Annotated in this window: 23 protein-coding genes; 7 read left to right on the top strand and 16 right to left on the bottom strand. The window is 42.1% G+C overall.

Annotated features, from left to right (window positions below; all coding sequences use genetic code 11):
- Positions 1 to 3: 3 nt before the first annotated feature.
- From CVN76_RS28575 to CVN76_RS28560, 4 genes are all read right to left on the bottom strand, one after another.
- Positions 4 to 1,365, bottom strand: a complete 1,362-nt coding sequence (locus CVN76_RS28575; RefSeq protein WP_100533992.1) for a dihydrolipoamide acetyltransferase family protein — start codon at positions 1,363 to 1,365, stop codon at positions 4 to 6.
- Between the two features lie 121 nt (positions 1,366 to 1,486).
- Positions 1,487 to 2,464, bottom strand: a complete 978-nt coding sequence (locus CVN76_RS28570; RefSeq protein ID WP_061144111.1) for an alpha-ketoacid dehydrogenase subunit beta — start codon at positions 2,462 to 2,464, stop codon at positions 1,487 to 1,489.
- A gap of 3 nt (positions 2,465 to 2,467) precedes the next feature.
- Complete coding sequence (gene pdhA, locus CVN76_RS28565) at positions 2,468 to 3,583, bottom strand: pyruvate dehydrogenase (acetyl-transferring) E1 component subunit alpha (RefSeq protein WP_061144112.1); 1,116 nt, start codon at positions 3,581 to 3,583, stop codon at positions 2,468 to 2,470.
- Between the two features lie 621 nt (positions 3,584 to 4,204).
- Positions 4,205 to 4,870: a YkyA family protein gene (locus CVN76_RS28560; protein ID WP_232732498.1), complete on the bottom strand. Its 666-nt coding sequence runs from the start codon at positions 4,868 to 4,870 to the stop codon at positions 4,205 to 4,207.
- 217 nt (positions 4,871 to 5,087) lie between these two features.
- Here CVN76_RS28560 and CVN76_RS32510 point away from each other — a divergent pair, with 217 nt between their 5' ends.
- Entirely contained in the window at positions 5,088 to 5,249 is a 162-nt protein-coding gene (locus tag CVN76_RS32510) for a YjcZ family sporulation protein (RefSeq protein WP_061144114.1), read from the top strand.
- A gap of 245 nt (positions 5,250 to 5,494) precedes the next feature.
- On the top strand, positions 5,495 to 6,049 hold the full coding sequence (def, locus tag CVN76_RS28550; RefSeq protein ID WP_061144115.1) for a peptide deformylase: 555 nt from the start codon (positions 5,495 to 5,497) through the stop codon (positions 6,047 to 6,049).
- A gap of 50 nt (positions 6,050 to 6,099) precedes the next feature.
- On the opposite strand, the gene CVN76_RS28545 is transcribed toward def, so the two are convergent.
- Positions 6,100 to 6,867, bottom strand: coding sequence for a Cof-type HAD-IIB family hydrolase (locus tag CVN76_RS28545; RefSeq protein ID WP_100533991.1), 768 nt, complete (start codon positions 6,865 to 6,867; stop codon positions 6,100 to 6,102).
- A gap of 906 nt (positions 6,868 to 7,773) precedes the next feature.
- On the opposite strand from CVN76_RS28545, the gene CVN76_RS28540 reads away from it, so the two are divergent.
- Together CVN76_RS28540 and rnjA are read left to right on the top strand one after the other, a co-directional pair.
- Positions 7,774 to 7,983, top strand: a complete 210-nt coding sequence (locus tag CVN76_RS28540) for a DNA-dependent RNA polymerase subunit epsilon (protein WP_061144117.1) — start codon at positions 7,774 to 7,776, stop codon at positions 7,981 to 7,983.
- Between the two features lie 3 nt (positions 7,984 to 7,986).
- Positions 7,987 to 9,657, top strand: a complete 1,671-nt coding sequence (gene rnjA / locus CVN76_RS28535; protein WP_061144118.1) for a ribonuclease J1 — start codon at positions 7,987 to 7,989, stop codon at positions 9,655 to 9,657.
- 73 nt (positions 9,658 to 9,730) lie between these two features.
- Here the strand turns inward: rnjA and CVN76_RS28530 are convergent, their stop codons facing one another.
- The 4 genes from CVN76_RS28530 to CVN76_RS28515 form a co-directional block, all read right to left on the bottom strand.
- A complete protein-coding gene (locus tag CVN76_RS28530; protein WP_061144119.1) occupies positions 9,731 to 10,390 on the bottom strand; it encodes a potassium channel family protein in 660 nt (219 codons plus the stop codon).
- Positions 10,391 to 10,436: 46 nt separating this feature from the next.
- A complete protein-coding gene (locus CVN76_RS28525) occupies positions 10,437 to 11,567 on the bottom strand; it encodes an N-acetyldiaminopimelate deacetylase (RefSeq protein ID WP_442857611.1) in 1,131 nt (376 codons plus the stop codon).
- 70 nt (positions 11,568 to 11,637) lie between these two features.
- Positions 11,638 to 12,348: a 2,3,4,5-tetrahydropyridine-2,6-dicarboxylate N-acetyltransferase gene (gene dapD / locus CVN76_RS28520; protein WP_100533990.1), complete on the bottom strand. Its 711-nt coding sequence runs from the start codon at positions 12,346 to 12,348 to the stop codon at positions 11,638 to 11,640.
- Between the two features lie 120 nt (positions 12,349 to 12,468).
- Positions 12,469 to 13,353: a LysR family transcriptional regulator gene (locus tag CVN76_RS28515; RefSeq protein WP_100533989.1), complete on the bottom strand. Its 885-nt coding sequence runs from the start codon at positions 13,351 to 13,353 to the stop codon at positions 12,469 to 12,471.
- 112 nt (positions 13,354 to 13,465) lie between these two features.
- Here CVN76_RS28515 and CVN76_RS28510 point away from each other — a divergent pair, with 112 nt between their 5' ends.
- On the top strand, positions 13,466 to 14,203 hold the full coding sequence (locus CVN76_RS28510) for a sulfite exporter TauE/SafE family protein (protein WP_100533988.1): 738 nt from the start codon (positions 13,466 to 13,468) through the stop codon (positions 14,201 to 14,203).
- A 51-nt stretch (positions 14,204 to 14,254) separates the two neighbouring features.
- On the opposite strand, the gene CVN76_RS28505 is transcribed toward CVN76_RS28510, so the two are convergent.
- The 4 genes from CVN76_RS28505 to CVN76_RS28495 form a co-directional block, all read right to left on the bottom strand.
- Positions 14,255 to 15,763: an MDR family MFS transporter gene (locus CVN76_RS28505; RefSeq protein ID WP_100533987.1), complete on the bottom strand. Its 1,509-nt coding sequence runs from the start codon at positions 15,761 to 15,763 to the stop codon at positions 14,255 to 14,257.
- A gap of 91 nt (positions 15,764 to 15,854) precedes the next feature.
- Positions 15,855 to 16,292, bottom strand: a complete 438-nt coding sequence (cbpB, locus tag CVN76_RS28500) for a cyclic-di-AMP-binding protein CbpB (protein ID WP_061144123.1) — start codon at positions 16,290 to 16,292, stop codon at positions 15,855 to 15,857.
- A 123-nt stretch (positions 16,293 to 16,415) separates the two neighbouring features.
- Complete coding sequence (locus CVN76_RS31540) at positions 16,416 to 16,562, bottom strand: hypothetical protein (RefSeq protein WP_198512673.1); 147 nt, start codon at positions 16,560 to 16,562, stop codon at positions 16,416 to 16,418.
- A 598-nt stretch (positions 16,563 to 17,160) separates the two neighbouring features.
- Complete coding sequence (locus tag CVN76_RS28495) at positions 17,161 to 17,400, bottom strand: YkuJ family protein (protein ID WP_034314086.1); 240 nt, start codon at positions 17,398 to 17,400, stop codon at positions 17,161 to 17,163.
- Positions 17,401 to 17,583: 183 nt separating this feature from the next.
- Here CVN76_RS28495 and CVN76_RS28490 point away from each other — a divergent pair, with 183 nt between their 5' ends.
- Positions 17,584 to 18,543, top strand: coding sequence for an MBL fold metallo-hydrolase (locus CVN76_RS28490; protein ID WP_100533986.1), 960 nt, complete (start codon positions 17,584 to 17,586; stop codon positions 18,541 to 18,543).
- 91 nt (positions 18,544 to 18,634) lie between these two features.
- The gene (locus CVN76_RS28485) at positions 18,635 to 18,868 is read left to right on the top strand and encodes a glutaredoxin family protein (protein ID WP_100533985.1); all 234 of its coding nucleotides are present in this window, start codon (positions 18,635 to 18,637) and stop codon (positions 18,866 to 18,868) included.
- Positions 18,869 to 18,903: 35 nt separating this feature from the next.
- Here the strand turns inward: CVN76_RS28485 and CVN76_RS28480 are convergent, their stop codons facing one another.
- From CVN76_RS28480 to CVN76_RS28470, 3 genes are all read right to left on the bottom strand, one after another.
- Positions 18,904 to 19,389, bottom strand: a complete 486-nt coding sequence (locus CVN76_RS28480; RefSeq protein ID WP_157805831.1) for a DUF3993 domain-containing protein — start codon at positions 19,387 to 19,389, stop codon at positions 18,904 to 18,906.
- Positions 19,390 to 19,544: 155 nt separating this feature from the next.
- On the bottom strand, positions 19,545 to 19,778 hold the full coding sequence (locus CVN76_RS28475; RefSeq protein WP_100533983.1) for a hypothetical protein: 234 nt from the start codon (positions 19,776 to 19,778) through the stop codon (positions 19,545 to 19,547).
- Between the two features lie 72 nt (positions 19,779 to 19,850).
- Positions 19,851 to 21,059, bottom strand: coding sequence for an EAL domain-containing protein (locus CVN76_RS28470; protein WP_232732514.1), 1,209 nt, complete (start codon positions 21,057 to 21,059; stop codon positions 19,851 to 19,853).
- Between the last annotated feature and the right edge of the window lie 74 nt (positions 21,060 to 21,133).

Here is a 21,133-nt window from a genome sequence, read left to right as displayed (position 1 = left end):
TATTTACGCCTCCATTAACAATAATTCTGGGTCGTTCAATAACTTTTTGATATGATTCAATGCATTTTGAGCAGTTGCTCCATCAATCATGCGGTGATCAAAGCTCAGTGATAATGCCAGAACTGGAGCGGCGATAATTTCCCCGTCGCGTACAATTGCTTTTTCGGCAATGCGTCCAATACCTAGAATGGCAACTTCTGGGTGATTGATTACAGGTGTGAACCATTGGCCGCCTGCTGAACCGATATTCGTGATCGAGCATGATGCACCTTTCATTTCGTTAGGTGCCAATTTTCCATCACGAGCTTTTGTGGCTAATTCATTGATTTCTTGTGAAATAGCAAAAGGTGATTTACGATCTGCATCTTTAACAACAGGAACGAGCAAGCCTTTGTCTGTATCTGCCGCAATTCCGATATTGTAATAGTGTTTATGGATAATCTCACTAGCCTCATCATCAAATGATGTGTTAAGCATAGGGAATTCACGCAATGCACTTGTTAACGCTTTAACAACATAAGGAAGGAATGTAAGCTTAATTCCTTTTGCAGCGGCAACATCCTTGAATTTCTTGCGGTGAGCGACGAGTAACGTCACATCGATTTCATCCATCAATGTTACATGTGGAGCTGTCTGCTTGGATTTAACCATCGCTTTAGCGATCGCTTTTCTCATGCCGCTCATTTTCTCGCGAGTTTCAGGATATTGACCTTCTGGAATGGACACTTTAGCTTTTTCAGTCGTTTCCTTTTCACTTTGTTGTTGTGAAGCTTCACTTTCAGCTGCTGGCTGCTGTGGAGCGGATTTGCCATTTTTGAACGCATCGATGTCTTCTTTCATGATACGGCCGTTATCCCCGGAACCAGCAACCTCACGAATGTTTACCCCTTGTTCGCGTGCATATTTCCTAACAGAAGGCATGGCGATGATACGACGTGAAGGATCCACCTCAACCTGTGGTTGTGCTCCTGCGCCCGTTTCTGCACTATTGGCTTGATCCGGAGCAGCCTCTTTCTTGACTTCTTGTCCAGCTTCAGCAGTAGCTTGAACCTGAGCCTCCGTATCCTTATCGCCTTCAGCCTTCTCTTCGTCTCCATGATCCCCTTTGAACTGAAGATTTTCATATCCTGGAGCATCAAATTTTACAAGAACATCACCAACAACGGCAACCGTTCCTTCTTCAACAAGGATTTCTTCCACGGTACCTTCAACGGGAGATGGAATTTCTACAACGGCTTTATCGTTTTGAACCTCGCAAAGCACGTCATCTTCTTGAATCTTATCTCCTGGTTTTACAAACCATTTCACTATTTCACCTTCGTGTATACCTTCTCCGATATCTGGGAGTCTAAATTGGAATGCCACTGAGTTCAACCTCCTATATTAAATCATACTTAGTGCTTCGAATAAAGTCCTTTATCTTGCATTTCATACATGCTAATTCTTTCTTAAGCAAGCACTTTCATTCGCATTACTCAAGATTAAGTTAAAACGTTAAGACTTTAGTCGCCGTTTCCATAATGTCTTTATAATTAGGGAGCCATACTGTTTCAGCTTGAGAGAACGGGAATACCGTATCAGCAGCCGCCACTCGCAATACAGGAGCATCCAAGCTTAAGATGGCACGTTCGTTAATCTCTGCAACAACATTCGCTGCTATACCAGCTTGTTTTTGCGCTTCTTGAACAACGATGGCGCGTCCCGTTTTTTCTACGGAAGCAATGATCGTGTCAATATCAAGTGGAGATACAGTCCTTAAGTCGACGACCTCAACAGAATGACCATCCTTGGCCAATTCTTCCGCTGCCTTGATGGATTCTTGTACCATCGCACCGTAAGTTATGATGGATAAATCCGTTCCTTCTCTTTTCACATCCGCTTTTCCTAACGGAATTGTATACTCTTCTTCAGGCACTTCCTGACGGAACGAGCGGTACAATTTCATGTGCTCAAGGAAAATGACAGGATCGTTATCACGAATTGCCGAAATCAATAAGCCTTTTGCATCGTAAGGAGTTGAAGGGATAACTACCTTTAACCCTGGTTGCTGGGCCATTAAACCTTCTAAGCTATCCGCATGCATTTCCGGAGTATGCACTCCGCCTCCGAATGGTGAACGAATCGTAACAGGCGCACTGTAACGTCCGCCTGAACGGTAGCGCATACGAGCAAGCTGACCGCTTACGGAGTCCATTACTTCATATATAAATCCGAAGAATTGAATTTCAGGAACAGGACGGAAACCTTGTAAAGAAAGACCGACCGCTAATCCACCGATTCCAGATTCGGCAAGGGGAGTGTCAAACACACGATCTTCGCCGAATTCTTTTTGAAGATTTTCCGTTGCACGGAATACTCCGCCATTAAGACCGACATCTTCTCCAAAAACGAGTACGTTTTCGTCATTTTTTAGTTCTGTACGTAATGCTTCTGTAATTGCTTGGATCATCGTCAATTGAGCCATGGCTTACTTCGACTCCTTCTCTTTATAAATTTCATATTGTTCTTTTAGGTTGTAAGGCATTTCTTCAAACATGTTTTCGATAAGGTCAGTTACTTTTTGCTTAGGTTCTGCATCTGCCTTTTTGATTGCTTCTTTAATATCTTCTTTAGCCTTTTCTATCGTTTCGTTCTCCAACTCTTCATTCCAAAGCTTTTTGTTTTCCAAGAACTTACGGAAACGAACCAATGGGTCTTTCAGTTCCCACTCATTATCCATGTCGGAAGTACGGTAGCGTGTCGGATCATCTCCAGCCATCGTATGTGGTCCATAACGGTACGTCAATGTTTCGATCAATGTAGGGCCTTCACCATTAATTGCACGTTCCCGGGCTTCCTTAACGGCAGTATAAACGGCCAATGCATCCATTCCATCAACTTGGATACCTGGAATACCAGCAGCTACACCCTTTTGTGCCAATGTTTTCGCTGCGGATTGTAAGTCAACAGGAGTTGAAATCGCAAAACGGTTATTTTGCACGATGAAGATAGCTGGCGCTTTAAATGCACCTGCAAAGTTGATTCCTTCATAGAAGTCACCTTGTGAAGTTCCGCCATCACCAGTATAAGTGATCGCTACGGCTTTTTTACCGCGTTTTTTCAGTCCAAGCGCTACACCGGCAGCTTGGATATATTGGGCGCCGATAATGATTTGCGGTGAGATGACATTAACATCTTCAGGAATTTGATTTCCTTTGAAATGACCGCGGGAGAATAGGAATGCTTGCCATAACGGCAGGCCATGCCAAACGATTTGCGGCACATCACGATAGCCAGGAAGAATGAAATCCTCTTTCTCCAAAGCATATTGCGAAGCGATTTGAGAAGCCTCTTGACCGGCAGTCGGTGCATAGAATCCTAACCGTCCTTGGCGGTTCAATGAGATTGAACGTTGATCCAAGATACGTGTATAAACCATACGACGCATTAATTCCTGCAGCTGCTCATCACTTAAATCAGGCATTGCCGCTTCATTCACGACTTCTCCCTCTTCGTTTATAATTTGAAAAGTTTCAAATTGTTCTTCCACTTTCTTAAGCTGATCCTGAACATTAATTTTAGCTTGTTTAGTTTTTTGAGCCATTTGGCACCTCATCCTTTCATTAAAAAGGTTTGTGATTATTCTTCTATAAAGCAAAGATAGTTTGCTTTTTAGCTTCTTCAACAATCCATTGAATTATTTTTCCCTTAAGACCAATCCCTCAAACGTGGATACGCTTAATATGCTTCAATCTTAGTCTGTACCATAAAAAAAATCAAGGAAAATGATACAAGGGATATCCAAATATTAATTTACAAGATGAATTAACATCAGTCAATGTCTTGAAGTTCCTTATTTTTTCAAACCCATAGTGCGAACAACAAAGGATTTGCATCTCTGTATTAGTTTTGGGTTTATTACTGTATTACTAAAATTGCGCTTTCTTTCATTTTGGGTAGGAGAATGGGGATCATTTGCCTTCGCTCACTCATACCAGCAATTCAAAAATCCCTTGAACTAAAGGCATTTTCGTGATTTTGAGGAATATTCAGAAAAAATCATCAAACGCTTTCATTTGATCATGCTGTTAGATTTTACACATTTGATTTTTTTTAGTACAGGCCCTGGAATATTCACGATTTGCTGGATTTACTTTTTCGCACACCCTGATTTCAGCCTGATGCAAAAAAAGGGCTGTGAGTGAGAATCACAGCCCATCAATATTTATTCTTTTGTTGAATTAGCCATTTCTATGCCTGAACAATCATAAAAACTTTCTTTTTTTTGATTGGATTTTTCCGTTAAAGCGTTAAATTGCTTATTGGCTTTCAACACTTTTGCATATGAGGTATTGATTTTCTTGATTTGACCCTGCAATTCATCCATCTTCAAATCTTCTTTTTTGAACAACTCGTATAATTCTCGATCATAATCCAGGCTTTGCCGGTAGGCTTCATATAAGCTGTCGTATGTATCGTAACGTTCAGTCATGACCTTTTCCATTTCAGTCGCTTCTTTTTTTACTTTTTCATCCTCTATCTTACCTATTTGTTCATCTATCTTTTTAAATTCTTCTTTCGAGTTCTGCATACTAGTTTGTTCCTTTTCGATTATTGCTTCCCGTTGTTCAAGATTCTTGGTCGCTTCATCTGATAGCTCTACGATTTGTTCATATTCATCCATTCCAAGTTTTATAATTTTTTCATATTGCTCTTTTTCTTTTTTCTCCAATTCATTAAGCGGCTCCTGATGTTCGTTGAAATCACTTTCCTTTTCTGCCGTTTTTTCTAAAATCTTTTGGATTTTTTCCTCTGGTGAACCATTAAAACAACCGGACATGATCAATGTAGTGGAAAAAAGTAAAATAACAATGGCGCCCAAACGCTTCAATATAGACAACTCCTTCTGATAAGTTCTTCGAAGATTTAAGTTTCTTTTGAATTTCCGTTATAGCAGCAGACCTCGTACTAATCATATTCATAACAGGATTTTTTCATTACTGGGCGTTAGCCTACACCCTTTAAACCATACTGCATAGGCTGTAGGGACCGTTTCAAATCAGAGTGGTCAACAAGTAAAAACAATACAAATACGGAGGTATGAAATTATGTATGGAGGTTACAACCAGGAATGTTGTTATCCGGTTTCAGCTGCACCCAGTTATGGCTATGGTGAGCAATGTGGTGGCGGTGGAGGCTTCGGATGCGGCTTCGCCCTGATCATCGTCCTTTTCATCCTGCTCATCATCGTCGGCGCTTGCTTATGCTAAACAGATAATTACTATTACCTTTACCCGAAAATGTTATCTATTTACCCTGATTCACAAAAAAAGATGTACTTTTTTCTTTTGACCTTAACTCGAAAATAAAACAATGGGTGGGATAGGGATTTACCCAAGGGTTCGCTTCCTATCCCATGCTATTAATAGTTCCGATCATTCCATTAACTTTTGGCATGTTTTTTGTTAAAATAACCCTATACATATCAATGACAGTACGATGGGGGTGAAAAACGATGCTTACTATGGATGATTTTGTTAAAGAAGACGATCCTATCTTAAGGAAAGTCGCAGTGGAGGTCCCTCTCCCGGCATCAGATGCCGATAAGCAGCTTTTGGCCAGCTTGATGGAATATGTGCAAAACAGCCAAAAGCCTGATATTGCCGCCCTATACGGACTGCGTGCAGGAATTGGCTTGGCCGCACCACAGGTGAATGTTTCTAAAAGAATGATTGCGGTTCATTTAAAAGAAAAGGATGATAAACTGTACAGCTATGCGCTTTTCAACCCTAAGCTCCTAAGCCATTCAGTGGAGAAAGCATACTTGACTACAGGAGAAGGTTGCCTTTCCGTTAACCGGCCTGTTTCAGGCTATGTACCACGTTATGCTAGAATTACGGTTGGAGGTACGGATTTGGAAGGAAATTCGGTCCTGCTCCGGCTGAAAGGCATCCCAGCCATTTGCTTTCAGCATGAAATCGACCATTTGAATGGAATCATGTTTTATGATCGCATCAATAAGGAAGACCCTTATGCCGTGCCGGATCATTCGATCGCGGTGGAACGGTGATCCTTTTGTGTGAAAAACTCCCGTCTGTTGTCCGACGGGAGTTTTTATTTTTAAATGAGTTCAAGTTCTTTCAAGCCAAAAAATATTCCATCCTCATCGACAGCCTTCGTTACAAAGTCAGCCTCCTGCTTCACAAGTTGGCCGGCATTCCCCATCGCCACGCCATAGCCCGCTACTTTTAGCATTTCAATATCATTTAACCCATCTCCAAAGGCATAAACATCTTCGAGCGCGAACCCGACTTTTTCCATTAATATTTTTATGCCTTCTGCTTTTGATCCTCCAAACGGAAGTACGTCTGTTGAATAAGGATGCCATCTAATGAAATGGAAGTCATCATATTTCCCTACATAATCCGTTTCTTCATCTTCGGAGCAAAATAATAATGCCTGATATATTTCATGATCCTCATAAAAATCGGCCACATGCTCAGGATGTGGGAATTTCAAGGTGCTAATGGCCTCTTCGATTCGGTCATGATGAGGCACGCTTGATTTCATCGTTTCTTCATTCATGAAGACGATCGGGATTTCATTTTTCTCAGCATGATCGTGAAGCTTCCTTACCTCTGATTTGCTCAGCGGGTTCTTATAAACCATTTTCCCTTCAAACACGACATACTGTCCATTGAAACTCACGAACGTATCGATGCCAAGTTCTTCCCTCAATGATTCGAACATGAACGGAGCCCTTCCCGTTGCAATCGCAACAAACACCCCGCTTTCCTGCAGCTGCTTAACCGCCTTTTTCGTAGAGGCAGGTAACTTTTTGTCATGATCGAGCAATGTTCCGTCAATATCAAAAAATACGATTTTCACTAATCATTCACTTCCAATTCATTCGGATTTATCCTTTTCTAATATGTACCCATTTAATAATTGTCATCAAGATAAGTCAAGTAACTGTGCCAAATTCCACGCTAAGTCACGTTTTTTATTCGGGGACGTGCATATACTATCGTTAAGGGAGCACCTACCAGGGCCTCCATTTAATATTTCTCCTTCCTCCCCCACAAACTCAGTTACCCGTCGTTCGTGCCTTTTTTTAAAAATAATGGGCCAAGTACTTGTAAAGACATATTTACATTATTGAATAATCCTATACAATAATAACTAAGGGAGTGTGATCGCCATGTTAAAAAAGCTTCGTAAAAAGCTTGTAAAACAGTGGAATGATCTTTTAAGAAAAAAATCCATCGCATGATTCGCCATTCATTTTTTGCCATGGCCGTCATCCATTTGCGTATTTTTTTCGGACAGCCCTTCAAAAACTTGCGGAGGGCTTCTTCCTTGTTGTAAAGTTCTTGTTAAGCATTCTCTCCATTGGCCATGTAACAGCCAACCAATGGGTACCATACATATTTCGTGTCGAATATGGGCCGTTATTCTTTCTTGAAACGCTGCGTTAGGCGGGAAGAAAACATTGATCATTCCAGTAATCGAGATAAGCTGAAATCGCCGGAAAACGTGCTGTCCGAAACTTTCTTTGCCGATTTAAGTTTTACACCTAGTAAAAACGGTTAGGATAGAGGATAGAGGACTAAACGGACCGGCGATCTATTTTTTATATACTTTGGCAGACATTAGTATATTTGGTTCAGCAAAACCCCTTCCGTTTTCATGGCGGAGCTGGGTTTATTTTTACATGATGTTGAAAAACATGTAAAAATTGTTGTTTTTATATATAATGAAAAAAGCAATGCACACAAGTGAGGAGAGATTAAAATGGTTTTTAAGGTATACTATCAAGTAACCATATCAGAGGTTCCCATCAGGGAGAATACGAAAACGATGTTTGTTGAAGGTGAATCCGTTCGCGACGTTCGTCTAAAATTAAAGAAGGAACCTTACAACGTAGAAATCGTACTGCCCGTAACGGGAGCCTATCTAGACTATGAAAAACAAAATGAAGATTACAAAGTATTGGAGCTATAATTTATGAAATTCGTAAAAAATGATCAAACAGCTGTATTCGCCCTGGGCGGTTTAGGCGAAATCGGTAAGAACACATACGCGGTTCAGTTTCAAGACGAGATCATCGTCATTGATGCTGGAATTAAATTTCCGGAAGATGAACTTCTCGGTATTGACTATGTGATTCCAGACTACAGCTATTTAGAGAAAAATGTAGATAAAATTAAAGGTGTCTTCATCACGCATGGCCATGAAGACCATATTGGCGGGATACCGTATTTACTTAGAAAAGTGAATGTCCCGGTATACGGCGGGAAGCTGGCACTTGGGTTGCTTCGCAACAAATTGGAAGAACACGGCCTTTTACGTCAGACGACGATGATCGAAATCAGCGAAGATGAAGTGATCAAGTTCCGCAAGACTTCCGTTTCTTTCTTCAGGACGACCCACAGTATCCCGGATTCTTACGGGATAGTTGTAAAGACGCCGCCTGGACAGATTGTTCATACTGGTGACTTTAAATTCGACTTCACTCCAGTTGGAGAACCGGCCAATTTGACAAAGATGGCTGAAATCGGCAAAGAAGGCGTATTATGCCTGCTTTCAGACAGCACGAATAGTGAGGTTCAGAATTTCACTATGTCCGAAAGCCGTGTCGGCGATACCATTCAAGACATTTTCCGTAAGGTGGACGGCCGGATTATTTTCGCAACATTCGCGTCGAACATTCACCGTCTTCAGCAAGTTGTGGAGGCAGCGGTGGCAAATGGGCGTAAAATTGCCGTCTTTGGCCGCAGCATGGACTCTGCCATATCAATAGGCCAAGACCTTGGCTATATCGTGGCGCCGAAAGATACGTTCATTGACGTACAGCAATTAAATCGCATGCCCGCAAACAAAGTTACCATCCTTTGTACAGGCAGCCAAGGTGAACCAATGGCAGCCCTTTCGAGAATTGCTAATGGGACACACAGACAAATCCAGATCATTCCTGGGGATACAGTCGTATTTTCTTCTTCCCCTATTCCTGGTAACACGATCAGTGTTTCCAGAACGATCAATCAATTATATCGCGCGGGTGCAGAAGTCATTTCCGGACCATTGAGTGATATCCATACATCAGGACATGGCGGACAGCAGGAACAAAAGCTTATGCTGCGTTTAATCAAGCCAAAATTCTTCATGCCGATCCACGGCGAATACCGGATGCAAAAACTTCATGCACGCCATGCAGTCGATTGCGGAGTTCTTGAGGAAAACTGTTTTATCATGGATAACGGTGAGGTGCTTTCCTTAAGTGAAAATACCGCACAAATCGCTGGTAAAATCCCTTCTGGTTCGGTTTACATCGATGGAAGCGGCATCGGGGATATCGGCAACATCGTTTTACGTGACCGTCGCATTCTTTCTGAAGAAGGCCTTGTGGTTGTCGTAGTAAGCATCAACATGAAGGAATTTAAAATTGCTTCGGGTCCTGACATCATCTCACGCGGCTTTGTTTATATGAGAGAATCAGGAGATCTGATCAGCGATGCCCAATCCTTGATCACTAAGCATCTGAATAAAGTGATGGATCGGAAGACTACACAGTGGTCTGAAATTAAAAATGAAATAACGGATACATTGTCTCCATTCCTTTATGAAAAAACGAAACGCCGTCCGATGATCCTGCCGATCATCATGGAAGTTCAATAAACAGGAAAAAGCCCAGCCATTCAAATGGCTGGGCTTTTTAATCGTCCCATTGAGTCAGGCACAAGAATCTTTCTTATTCCACAATCTTCTTTTCAAAACGGTTGATATCGGAATCGGCGCCGATTACGATCAATATATCCCCTTTATGAATCAAGTCGTTCGCCTGCGGGGAAACGTTGATTTCATTGCCTCTTTTTATCGCGACGATATTCAGCCCATAGTGGGCACGGATATCAAGGTCAAATATCGAGTTTCCGTTCATCTTCTGGCTTGCAACTATTTCGACGATGGAATGTTCATCAGACAGCTCCAAATAATCGAGGATATTATTGGAAACGATATTATGGGCGATCCTTCTCCCCATGTCACGTTCGGGATGCACGACAAAATCGGCCCCGATTTTCCGAAGAACTTTCTCATGATAGTCGTTTTGCGCTTTCACGGTAACATTGCCGACTCCCAGCTCCTTCAGCATGAGCGTCGTCAATATACTCGCCTGAATATTCTCGCCAATGGCTACAATGACGTGATCGAAATTGCGAATTCCCAAGTTTTTCAGCACATTTTCATCTGTCGTATCTCCAACTACGGCATGTGAAGCGATCCTTGCGAATTCATTCACTCGATCTTCGTCAGCATCGATGGCCAGCACTCCCAATCCTTCTTCGGCTAATGTCTTCACTATACTACCGCCGAAGCGACCCAGTCCAATCACAGCAAATTCTTTTTTCACTTTAAGCCCTCCAACATCTTTCTTTGCTCTGTGTTCCGTATAATCTTTACGCTTCGTTCCCTTTGAACGTTAAATAATCGGCAATATGGTTGATGGCAAGTTCAATTGCCCTTTCATCAGGGTTCAACTTGGAATGGTGCAATCCGAATTCCGATGAAACCCCGAGCCAAAACATGAAACCTGGTATCTCTTTTAACATATACCCAAAATCCTCACCCGTCATCGCTTCCGTACAGCGATGCAGATGAACATCAGCTGTCGCCTCTGTAAACTCCATGAATTCCCTGGTCAATCGTTCTTCATTATATACTTGATGGTACATCGCCCCATAATCTATCTCCGCAAGGCATTCATAGCCCACTTTCATGCCCTCCACAAGCGCTTCTATCCTCGACTTGACCTTTATCATCGTTTCCGGATTAAGCGTGCGTATCGTACCTTCCAGGCGCGCTGTCTCCGCAATAACGTTTTGCACCGTCCCGCCTGTGATTTTCCCAACTGTAATCACGGCTGAATCAAGCGGATTGACATTTCGGGAAACGATGGTTTGCAACTGCCCTACAAGCGAGCAGGCTGCGATGACCATGTCCCTTGTTTCATGAGGGTACGCTGCATGTCCGCCTTTGCCTTTTAATTCGATGAATAATTCGGATGTATTGGCAAATAAAAGCCCTTCCTTAACAGCAATCGTCCCCACCGGATACTCCGGCGCAATGTGCAAGGCAAGAATCATATCCGGCTTCCATTCAATCATCGCTTCCGATTTCAGCATCGGCTCGGCGCCGCCAGGTCCCTCTTCCGCTGGCTGGAAAATGAAAAGTAAGTCATCATCAATCGGACTTTCACTAAAATGGGTCAATAGACCCAAACTGATGCTCATATGAAAATCATGACCGCATGCATGCATATACTCCTCATGGGTGGAGGCGAAGGGCAAGTCCGTCTCTTCTTTTATCGGCAGTCCATCTATATCAGCTCTGTAGCCAATCATTTTCCGCGGTTTCCTTCCCCTCACTTTGACGAATATCCCGGTTTTCCAAGTTTTCACTTCCATTCGCTCAGAGGGTAAATTTTGTATGTAATTCAGTAGATATTGTTGTGTCTTGAATTCTTTGAATCCAATCTCCGGAATTTGATGCAATTCACGCCGAATCTCGGCAAAAGGATTTATTTTCACGCGATTTTCCTCCCTATACAGAAAGCGTGGATAAAATTATCCACGCTTTAGACAATATTCGATTAAGAAATTAAAGTTGACGAAGCTCTTGCATGATCTCTGTTTTCGATTTCGTTTTTTCATCAATTTGCTTGATGACCCTAGCCGGAATGCCAGCAGCAACAGAGTATGGAGGAACGTCTTTCGTTACGACAGCACCAGCCGCTACAACGGATCCTTCGCCGATTTTAACGCCTTCAAGAACGACCGCATTGGCTCCGATCAACACATCATCTTCCAATATGACCGGTTGTGCGGAAGGAGGCTCGATGACACCTGCTAATACAGCCCCTGCCCCGACGTGACAGTTTTTCCCAACGGTTGCACGACCGCCAAGGATCGCATTCATGTCAATCATCGTACCCTCGCCAATGACGGAGCCAATATTGATTGAAGCCCCCATCATGATGACTGCATTGTCCCCGATCGACACTTGATCACGAATTATGGCACCAGGCTCGATACGCGCCTTGATTCCTTTTAGATCCAATAAAGGAATGGCAGAATTACGGCGATCATTTTCTACTACATAATCCTCGATTTTCGTTCCGGCCGACTTGATTGCCTCTTCCACTTCAGACCATTCACCGAATACGACCCCAGTATTCCCTGTAATGAAGGTTTTCGAAGCTGCGCCAAAATCGATGCCTTCCAAATCACCTTTGACATATACCTTGACTGGTGTGGATTTTTTACTATTTGAGATAAAAGAAATAATTTCGTTTGCATCCATTTTATTCATTCCGGGTAAAACCTCCTAAATATGTATCATTACTCGTCTTAAATTTACCAGACAACTGCTGGCAAGACAAGCTGAATGTCACTCCAATTTATTATTCGCCCTATCTAGGCTTTAGCTGATTCATATCATGCCTTGTTCACGAATATGTTCCTTCACCACTTCAGTGAACGCTTGGACTTGCTTTAGCTGGAAAGCAGATTCATATCCGCAAAGCCATGTATCTCTTTCAATCGAATGGTTATGCCCATCCAAAAGCGGGATCTTGAACACATTCGTATCCTTATCATGTAACGTGATGGCCGGCAAAATGGCATATCCTATTCCATTGAACACCATTTGCTTACATGTTTCAATTTGGTCGACGACTATAGTGTTTTTTGGTGTCGTTTTAAATTGCCGATGCCACCAGTCCTGAATTTCCTGATAATAATTGGAATCACTTTTAAACTGAATGAACGGGCGGTCCGTTTCGAACACTTGATTCAATTCCTTCATTTCGGTATCCACCAAATAGAGCATATCGGTAAATAAGTGCTGTTTAATTCCTTTCCAATCAGGTGCTCCCCTGATGATGCCAATATGCACTTGCCCCTCATATAAAGACTTTAAAATCTCACTGCTCCAGCCGGTGATTAGCGAGATTTTGGCATAAGGGTATTTTTGGACGAATTTTTTCAAGACTTGAGGCAGCCAATTTTGGCCGACGATCGAGGCGCAGGCTATTTTCAATGTGCCATACACTTCATGATCCATTGCCTGGATACTTTCCCTTACCTTTTCTTCTTTTTCGATCACTTCATTGGCCAATCGGATCACCGCTTCTCCTGCTGGCGTCATGGATAGTCCTTTTTGTGAACGGAGAAACAGTTTCGAGCCCCAATCCTTTTCTATTGATTGTAAACGCTGAGATAACGCCGGTTGGGAAACAAACAACCGCTCAGCCGCTTTTCTCATATTCATTTCCTGAGCTAGCACGGATAATAGATGAAATTCTGAAAATGACATACACACCAACCTCTTGATAATTACTTCTTATCATGATGATTAAAATTATTTACATTTAATTATCAACAAAGTCCGCTTATAATACAAGGGAAAAGAAACGGAGTGATATCCATTGACGATCATTTTATTGCTGGTCATCAGTTTTGCCGCCTCATTCGTAGGCACCTTGGCTGGCAGCGGAGGTCTTATCGGCATGCCTTCCCTCCTTTTGATAGGCTTCCCGATTCACCAAGTCATTGGCTCAGTCAAATTTTCCAATATGTTTTCCTCATTTTCGAGTTTTTATATCTTATTGAAGAAAAAACAGTTAAAAGTGGCGGATGCACTCAAGTTAATCCCATTTGCCTTATTTGGCGGCTTCTGTGGCGGCCTTCTTGCTAATTCCTTTTCTGAAAAAATGATGAACTTATTGGCCATCTGCCTCTTGACGATTGCCTTGGTGATGAATTTCATCAAGAAGCCAAAGCCGGAATCGGGATCAATTTGGCATCTGCCTAAAAAAGCGTACCCTTCTTTATTCGGGATCAGTGTTTACGATGGAATGTTCGGTCCAGGACAGGCAACCATGCTTATGTATACCTTTTTAAGAAATGGCGCCACGTACCTTCAATCCCTAGCCTTTACTAGATTCCAAACTTTCATAAGCTGCTCAGCTGCATTCATCACCTATTTCCTTGCAGGGAACATTGCCTGGGAGATTGCCACTTATTATACCATTGGCTCCATGATCGGCTCGCAGCTAGCCGTTCGTGTCGCCCAGAAAATCTCAACCCGTCAGCTGAAGTTCATTTTACATGGAGTCACGATCGCCTTGCTGCTTCAATTGATCATCCGCGTTGCTTTTCCTTAACGAAAAAAGCAAAGGCAACCTCATGAACAAGACTGCCTTTGCCTTATATAACTACCCATTCTTCCTTAGTCTCGTAAGCAATATGAAGCTAACTGCAGAGAAGGCGAGAACGATTAGATAAATCGTGTGCAGTGACAATGTGAGTCCCTCCTGCAGGACCTTCACGACAGCATCAGGAAGCAACTCCCTTTCTTCGCTGTTCAATAACTTATTGGCTGTATCGATGGTCACTTCCGTCCCTTTTGGCGCATGTCCGCTTAAATAGTCATGAAGTCTGGTATTCATGACTCCTCCAAGTAAGGCAGCGCCTACAGTATTGCCTAGATTACGCATGAACATATTGGATGCTGTAGCAATCCCGCGCCGTTCCCAGCTGACTGTTTTTTGAATGACGACAATGAATGAAGTCGAAGTCAGGCCCATCCCCACCCCGACAAAGAAAGAACCAAACGCTGCCAGGAGCGGGCCTGCTTCAGGCTTCATCAAGACCAGGATCAAGCTTCCTATGATCAAGGAACACCCTCCAAGGAGAGAAGTCGCCTTGAATCCAATCTTCATCAAGAGCCGACCTGAAACCATGGATGCAATCGGCCAGCCTATCGACATGGCGGTCAAGGTAAAACCGGCCACCGTTGGCGAACGTTCCATCACTCCCTGAACGAAGGTCGGAAGAAAGCTCGACAAACCAATCATCATGACCCCTGTCGTAAGGGATACAAGATTCGCTATCAAGATGGAGCGCTCCTGCCAGATTTCAAACGGCATCATCGGCTCCGCTGCCCGCTTTTCCTGAAGAATGAATAAGCTGAAGGCAAGCAAGGCCACAATGGCTAGTGAAATGATCGGTACCGATGCCCATGACCATTTCACTCCTCCTTCTACAAGGATCAGCATGAAAGTGGAGATGGATAAAGTCAATAAGGCTGCTCCCAAGTAATCGATATCCCGTTTTTTCTTTTCGATATTTTCATGAAGGAAAAACCATATTCCAATAAAAGATAATATGCCAAGGGGGATATTCACCCAGAAAACAAGTTTCCAGGTCAGGTTTTCAACAAGCAAGCCGCCCAAGGCAGGTCCCATGACCGCCGAAATGCCCCATACACTGGATAGATATCCTTGAACGCGTGCCCGTTCTTCATTTTTATAGATATCCCCAATGATCGTTGAAGCTACCGGAGCTACAGCGCCCGCGCCAAAGCCTTGTATAAAGCGATAAATGATGAGTTCAGTCATATTATTCGCAAAGCCGCAAAGAAGCGAGCCTATTAAGAATACAGTAATTCCAAATAATAAAACCGGTTTTCTCCCGAGGATATCGGAAAGCTTTCCATATATCAAGACCGTCACGGCATTCATTAACAAATAGCCCGAAAACACCCAGCTGTATAAGGAAAAACCGCCTAAATCACTTACAATGGCCGGCATTGCCGTCGATACGATCGTCCCTTCAATGGCGTTCATGAACATCGCCAGCATGATGGCAGTCAATATGAAGGGACGTTTCAATTGTTTATACTGTTTTTTTGAACGATCCGCTGTTTTCCCCAATTTTCGCATCCTTTCCCAATATGTATTGATTTCGGTTCAAGTTAAACAAGAAAACTCGCCAATTGGCGAGTTCTGAAGAAACCATAATGCGCAGCCGAACTTATTCAGGTGAACTTTGTTTGAATACCTTTTTCAAGATCGCTCTTCTTGTCAAAATTCCTTCAAATACATGTTCGTCATTTTCTACACAGACAAACGGATGATCTATTAACAATTCCACACCCTTGGTCAGTGTATCCTCAATATGCAAGCGAGGTATGTCTATATTCATTATTTCTGAAACTTTTTTATTCTCAAGATTATCGAATTCAATTCGTTCCAGTCCCAAGATTGAATCAAGAATGACTGGTGTGCTAATCAAGCCATGCAGCTTATACATCGGATCTAACACAGGAATGGCCGTATAACCGCTCTTTGTCAATACCAATAGTGCATGTTCTAAATTATTGGTTACCTGCACGTGGGCCACGCGTTCAGAAGAAATCATCAAATCTTTAACGCTGGATTCCAATAAATCCCCATCATGAGTACCGATCATGTTAAAACCCCTTACCATATGTTTTTATATACAGCTCTCCTTTTAGTTTAACATATGTAAGCTGAAAAGGCTCATTCCCAGAGCAATAAAAATCCCAAACAGCGGGATTTTCCCTTGAAATCCTTAGCCCTTACTAGTTTTGATGTTTACCCTTTTGTAACCGCATTCAGGACATTGGTAAATGACATTTTGGTTGGACTGTGCCGTCAATACATTTTCCATTTCCCGTTTCTCACCGCAAACAGGGCATAATACGATTGGACTCTTCATTTACATCCCTCCAATTAATAAGATGTCGTAAAAAGCACTTCTTCATTCAAAAAGCGAAACGTGTTCGCTCTATAATAAAACTCCTATTCTAAACGGAAGTCAGCTCTCGCCAGTTTCTTGCTTTTACTCGCGAGTTTGGGCTTTGCATCGAATTTGAGGCAGGTTCTCATAAAAATCGCACTTTTCACATGCTTTTTGTACCTTTTCTCTCCAGCTACATATGGACAATCGGGATTTCCTCTTTGTCTTCACTCAAAATGGGATGAAGCGGTCTTTTTACAAATCAACAAAACTATAGGCAACGCCCTTCAATTTTCGTTTTCACGCAGAGTGGAATGAAACGGAAGGCCCGACACTCCTGCGGGAAATGCCTGTCTACTTGAGACCACGCAGGCTAAAAGCCCAGGAGGCTCAAGGAGCGCCTGCAGTGCAATGAAACGTTCATCGTACAAACCATCAAAAATGCAATGGAGATTCTATCTTCGTTTTCAACGACCAATAGCAAAAAACAAAAAACCGTAGACAACCTCCATTAATCTGGAGCTTATCTACGGTCTGAAAGCCTCTTCCAAATGGAAGCCAGCTTTTTCATGTTTTTTTAAGATTGAAGAAGATCAAAGATTTCAATGGTAATCATATCGATATTATCGAATTGATATTTCGATGATTTCCCTTTATCACTGTATACTTCAAGCTCGAACATTTCTGTTTTGCTGAAATATGTAACCTGGCACTTTTTCACACCATCTATTTCAAAAAAACGTTGAGCAGATTCAGATTCCTTCGCTTGCTCTTGAAGACTTTTCAATCTGGTAAGGATGCCCTGTAATTGAGACATACTCCCTCTCCTTTCTGAATAAAACCTTTTCGATAGGTTTCACTATACCATACTTTTCTATCCAGTAGCCACGCTGAAATAAATTCAGAATAATTTAAAACTTCATTCTTTACATGACACTATTAACAGCATAAAATAAGGAATGGATTTTGTACATGAAAAATTTTCTGGAGGTAGATTCGATTGCAAAACATTAGTGAACTTGGTTATCGCATTTCTTTGATTGATGGTTTTGATCTGGACAGAAGAAATCGAACGGGAACATATGTAATTGCCGATACGGATATCACGTTAGTAGAAACTTCCGCCAGTCCCTCCATCCCACACTTACTCAAGGGGCTCGCTGAACTTGACATAGCCCCCGAGGATGTTACATATATCATTCTTACCCATATTCATTTGGACCATGCAGGCGGTGCCGGACTTTTTTTACAACATTGCCCGAATGCCAAAGTGATCGTCCACCCAAAAGGTGTACGGCACTTAGAAGATCCTACACGTTTGATAGCCGGAGCTAAAGCGGTTTATGGGGAAGACTTCAATAAGCTTTTCGATCCGATCCTGCCCATTCCCCCCGAAAGGATGATAGGGAAACATGATAGGGAAACCTTACAAACCGGTGATAACTCCACGCTGACTTTTTATGACACCCCAGGCCATGCAAACCATCATATGAGCATTTTCGATTCCATGTCAAAAGGGATGTTTTCTGGTGACACGATTGGCATCTATTACCGTGAACTCGATGAAGAAGGATTGGAATTTCACTTACCATCCACATCACCAAATCAATTTAACCCCGAAGCCATGCTGGCTGCAGCAGAATTGTATGAAAGCATCGGCGTGGAGCGAATATATTTCGGCCATTACGGGGTATCGGAAAACCCTAAGGAAGTATATAGGCAACTTCAGTACTGGCTGCCTATTTTTGTCGAGACGGCAAAATCGGCATTTCGGGAATATGCTGCCTTCGAGGAAAGGGTCGCAGCAACCAGTAAAAATATTTTCAAGGCAGTGGCGGCTCATTTGGAGGAAAAGGGTATAAGCATAAACCACCCTGTTTTCGATATCATATCCATGGACCTGAATGTCAGTTCCATGGGATTGATAGACTACCTTATGAAGCAGGAGCAGAATAAGTAGATTGTTGAAGTTTTTTTCCTATCCAAATGGCTCGGGATTACCTATAATGAAAGAGTGGACCTTACCTATAGCACATACATGGAGGAATGAAATGAAAGACGTCACGCTTTATACCCAACCTGATTGCCCTCCCTGCAAAATCATGAAAATGTTTTTTGATGATAATAATGTCGTATATAATGAAAAAGATATTAAAGCAGACGGACATGCACGTAAAGAATTAACGGATAAATATGGGGCTTATTCCACGCCAACGGTCGTCATCGATGGGAAGGCCATCATAGGCTTTGAAATTGATGCCATAAAAAAGGAACTGAATATATAACAAAAAGTCTGGAAGGGGCCACCCTCCAGACTTTTTCATTTCATTTTTTCGTTTTCATATCTTACATCCTTTACCTTCCAAACGCCATTTTCTTTTTTCAACGTAACGCACTCAACATGTTTTCCGCTTAATACCGGCCCGTCCTCTGTGCCCTTGAACTCCTCCTGCACATACATGAGATCACCATTGTCCCCATATACAACTTCAGTATGTTCATCGTAGCTGAAAAACGGGATATAATAAGGCGCGAAGTCCGATCCAAATGAAGTATACCCATCATCGACTTTCACTACATTCGCTTTCACAAACTTCCTGATGAAATCATCTGTGAAATGTTTTTCGAGCTTGGCATCTATCGCTTCTTTCGTGCTTACTTCCTCGCTAATCGAGCCCTGGCTCATTGCGGCTTCCTTCACTAAGTTAAGTGCTTCCTCCCTATGTAACCCCTCTGCCGAAGCTGTGAACCCTCCGCCTAAAAAAAGAAGGATACTGGCGAGACATGCTACTACATATTTACTCAATCCTATCATCCCCTCACTATAGAATAATTTGGTTCCGATTACTGCCTATGTTCTTTCAATACCCTTCCAGGACAAAGTGAAACTACAAATTCTCATGAAGTCCATTTGCATCCGCAGCCATAAAAAAGAAGATTTCATATGATGAAATCTCCTTCTTATAGCCATTGAAAGGCATAGTAGAAAATAAAACCGGCAACCAAAAGAGTTCCGACGATTAGAGAAACGAATATCGGGTTCTTCAAATAAGGATGTTCTTTAACTGCATCATCGATTGTCGAATCATATCTGGCTTTGACTTTTTGTGCCCTGGCTACAGAATATGTATAAAACAGAAGATATAACGCCATGACTGTAACGACTATGAGTAGAATCCAGATGTACGTGCTCAAAATATGTCTCCTCCCAGCGCATCATTTTGCTTAGGTTTACACATTTCAAGCTTTTATATACATGGATCCTTTTTATAAAAGGGCATCATTTTCATATAGGTAACTATAAGAAAGATCGAAGAAAATGTATTCCTTATTATTAAGCGGATAGGAAAAGGTCCTTATGGTCTCGCCTGTTTCGATATCACTATATAAATCAGACAAAATCCCCTTTTTCTCATTGCGCATCTTTACGATGTTTTCGAGGAAATAAGGCCGCCAGCTCCAATTTTTATTGAGATAACTCGGCTGGATGATCCACTGCCCATTTTTTTGGAGGATATTCGGCGATCGTTGATACCCCTCTTGATCACAAATGTAAAGTCGAAAACATATGGACTCCAACTTTTTCGCGATCGTCCCAAGAAATTCTTCATGAGATCCAAATCGCTTTTGCTGCTTCAAAAAGATTTGCATATTTTCATTAAATTGCAAGGTCTTTTGATATACTGCTTCCAGCTTCTTCGTTTCAAGTGAAATGAAGGACTGACATTCTTGATGGAATTTTTCCCGAAGTAAATCTTTATTGATGAACTCACCTTCGGGCTTGGCCAAGAAATACCCTTGATAATATCGTCCGCCGTTCTTCCAGGCAAAGCGGAGCTGGTATTCGGACTCAATGTTCTCAAATAGTAAATTGGCACCGATCTTTCGTGCAAGCATGCTTAGTGAAAACAGGATGACCTGATAGGCATCCCCACCTGAAATGCGAAGCTGGTCCAAATTAACTTTTAAAATATTCGGAGAAATTTGCGCAATTTGATCCAATTTCGTATCCTGACCCAAATGATCGAAAGCTATTTTAATCCCATACGTTTTAAAGTAAGCGAGAACATGCTGTAAAGGATCAAAATTTTCCGGGCTGATCGTGTCTGATAGTTCAAGTACAATCCTGTGCATTTCCTCCGGCTGGAAATGACGATGTAAAATCTCCATGAATTCTTCGCCATGATCGAGCATGAGCAAATTCGGATCTCTGTTAATGAAGATCAGAAAATCTTCACCATAGTCTTTTATTCTTTCCAAGGCTATTTCAAGTACGTAATTATCCACTTCCACCCTATACTCTTTAGGCACTGAAGAATCATGAAAGAATGACCCCAGGCTTTTATATTCCGATTGTTCCTCATAACGCCCTAAAATTTCATATCCGATTACCTGATGTTGATCTGCACTGAAAATCGGTTGAAAGAATGGTGTCACCCTGTCTAAATTTTTCAATATTTTTTCTGTATCCAAGATGCATCTTCCCCCTAATTACGAAAACACCAATATGCAAAAATTATACCATTAGTTTCTAATATTGATAATAAATA

It is taken from the genome of Bacillus sp. mrc49 (assembly GCF_002803435.1).
This window is presented reverse-complemented; position numbering and strand designations above follow the sequence as displayed.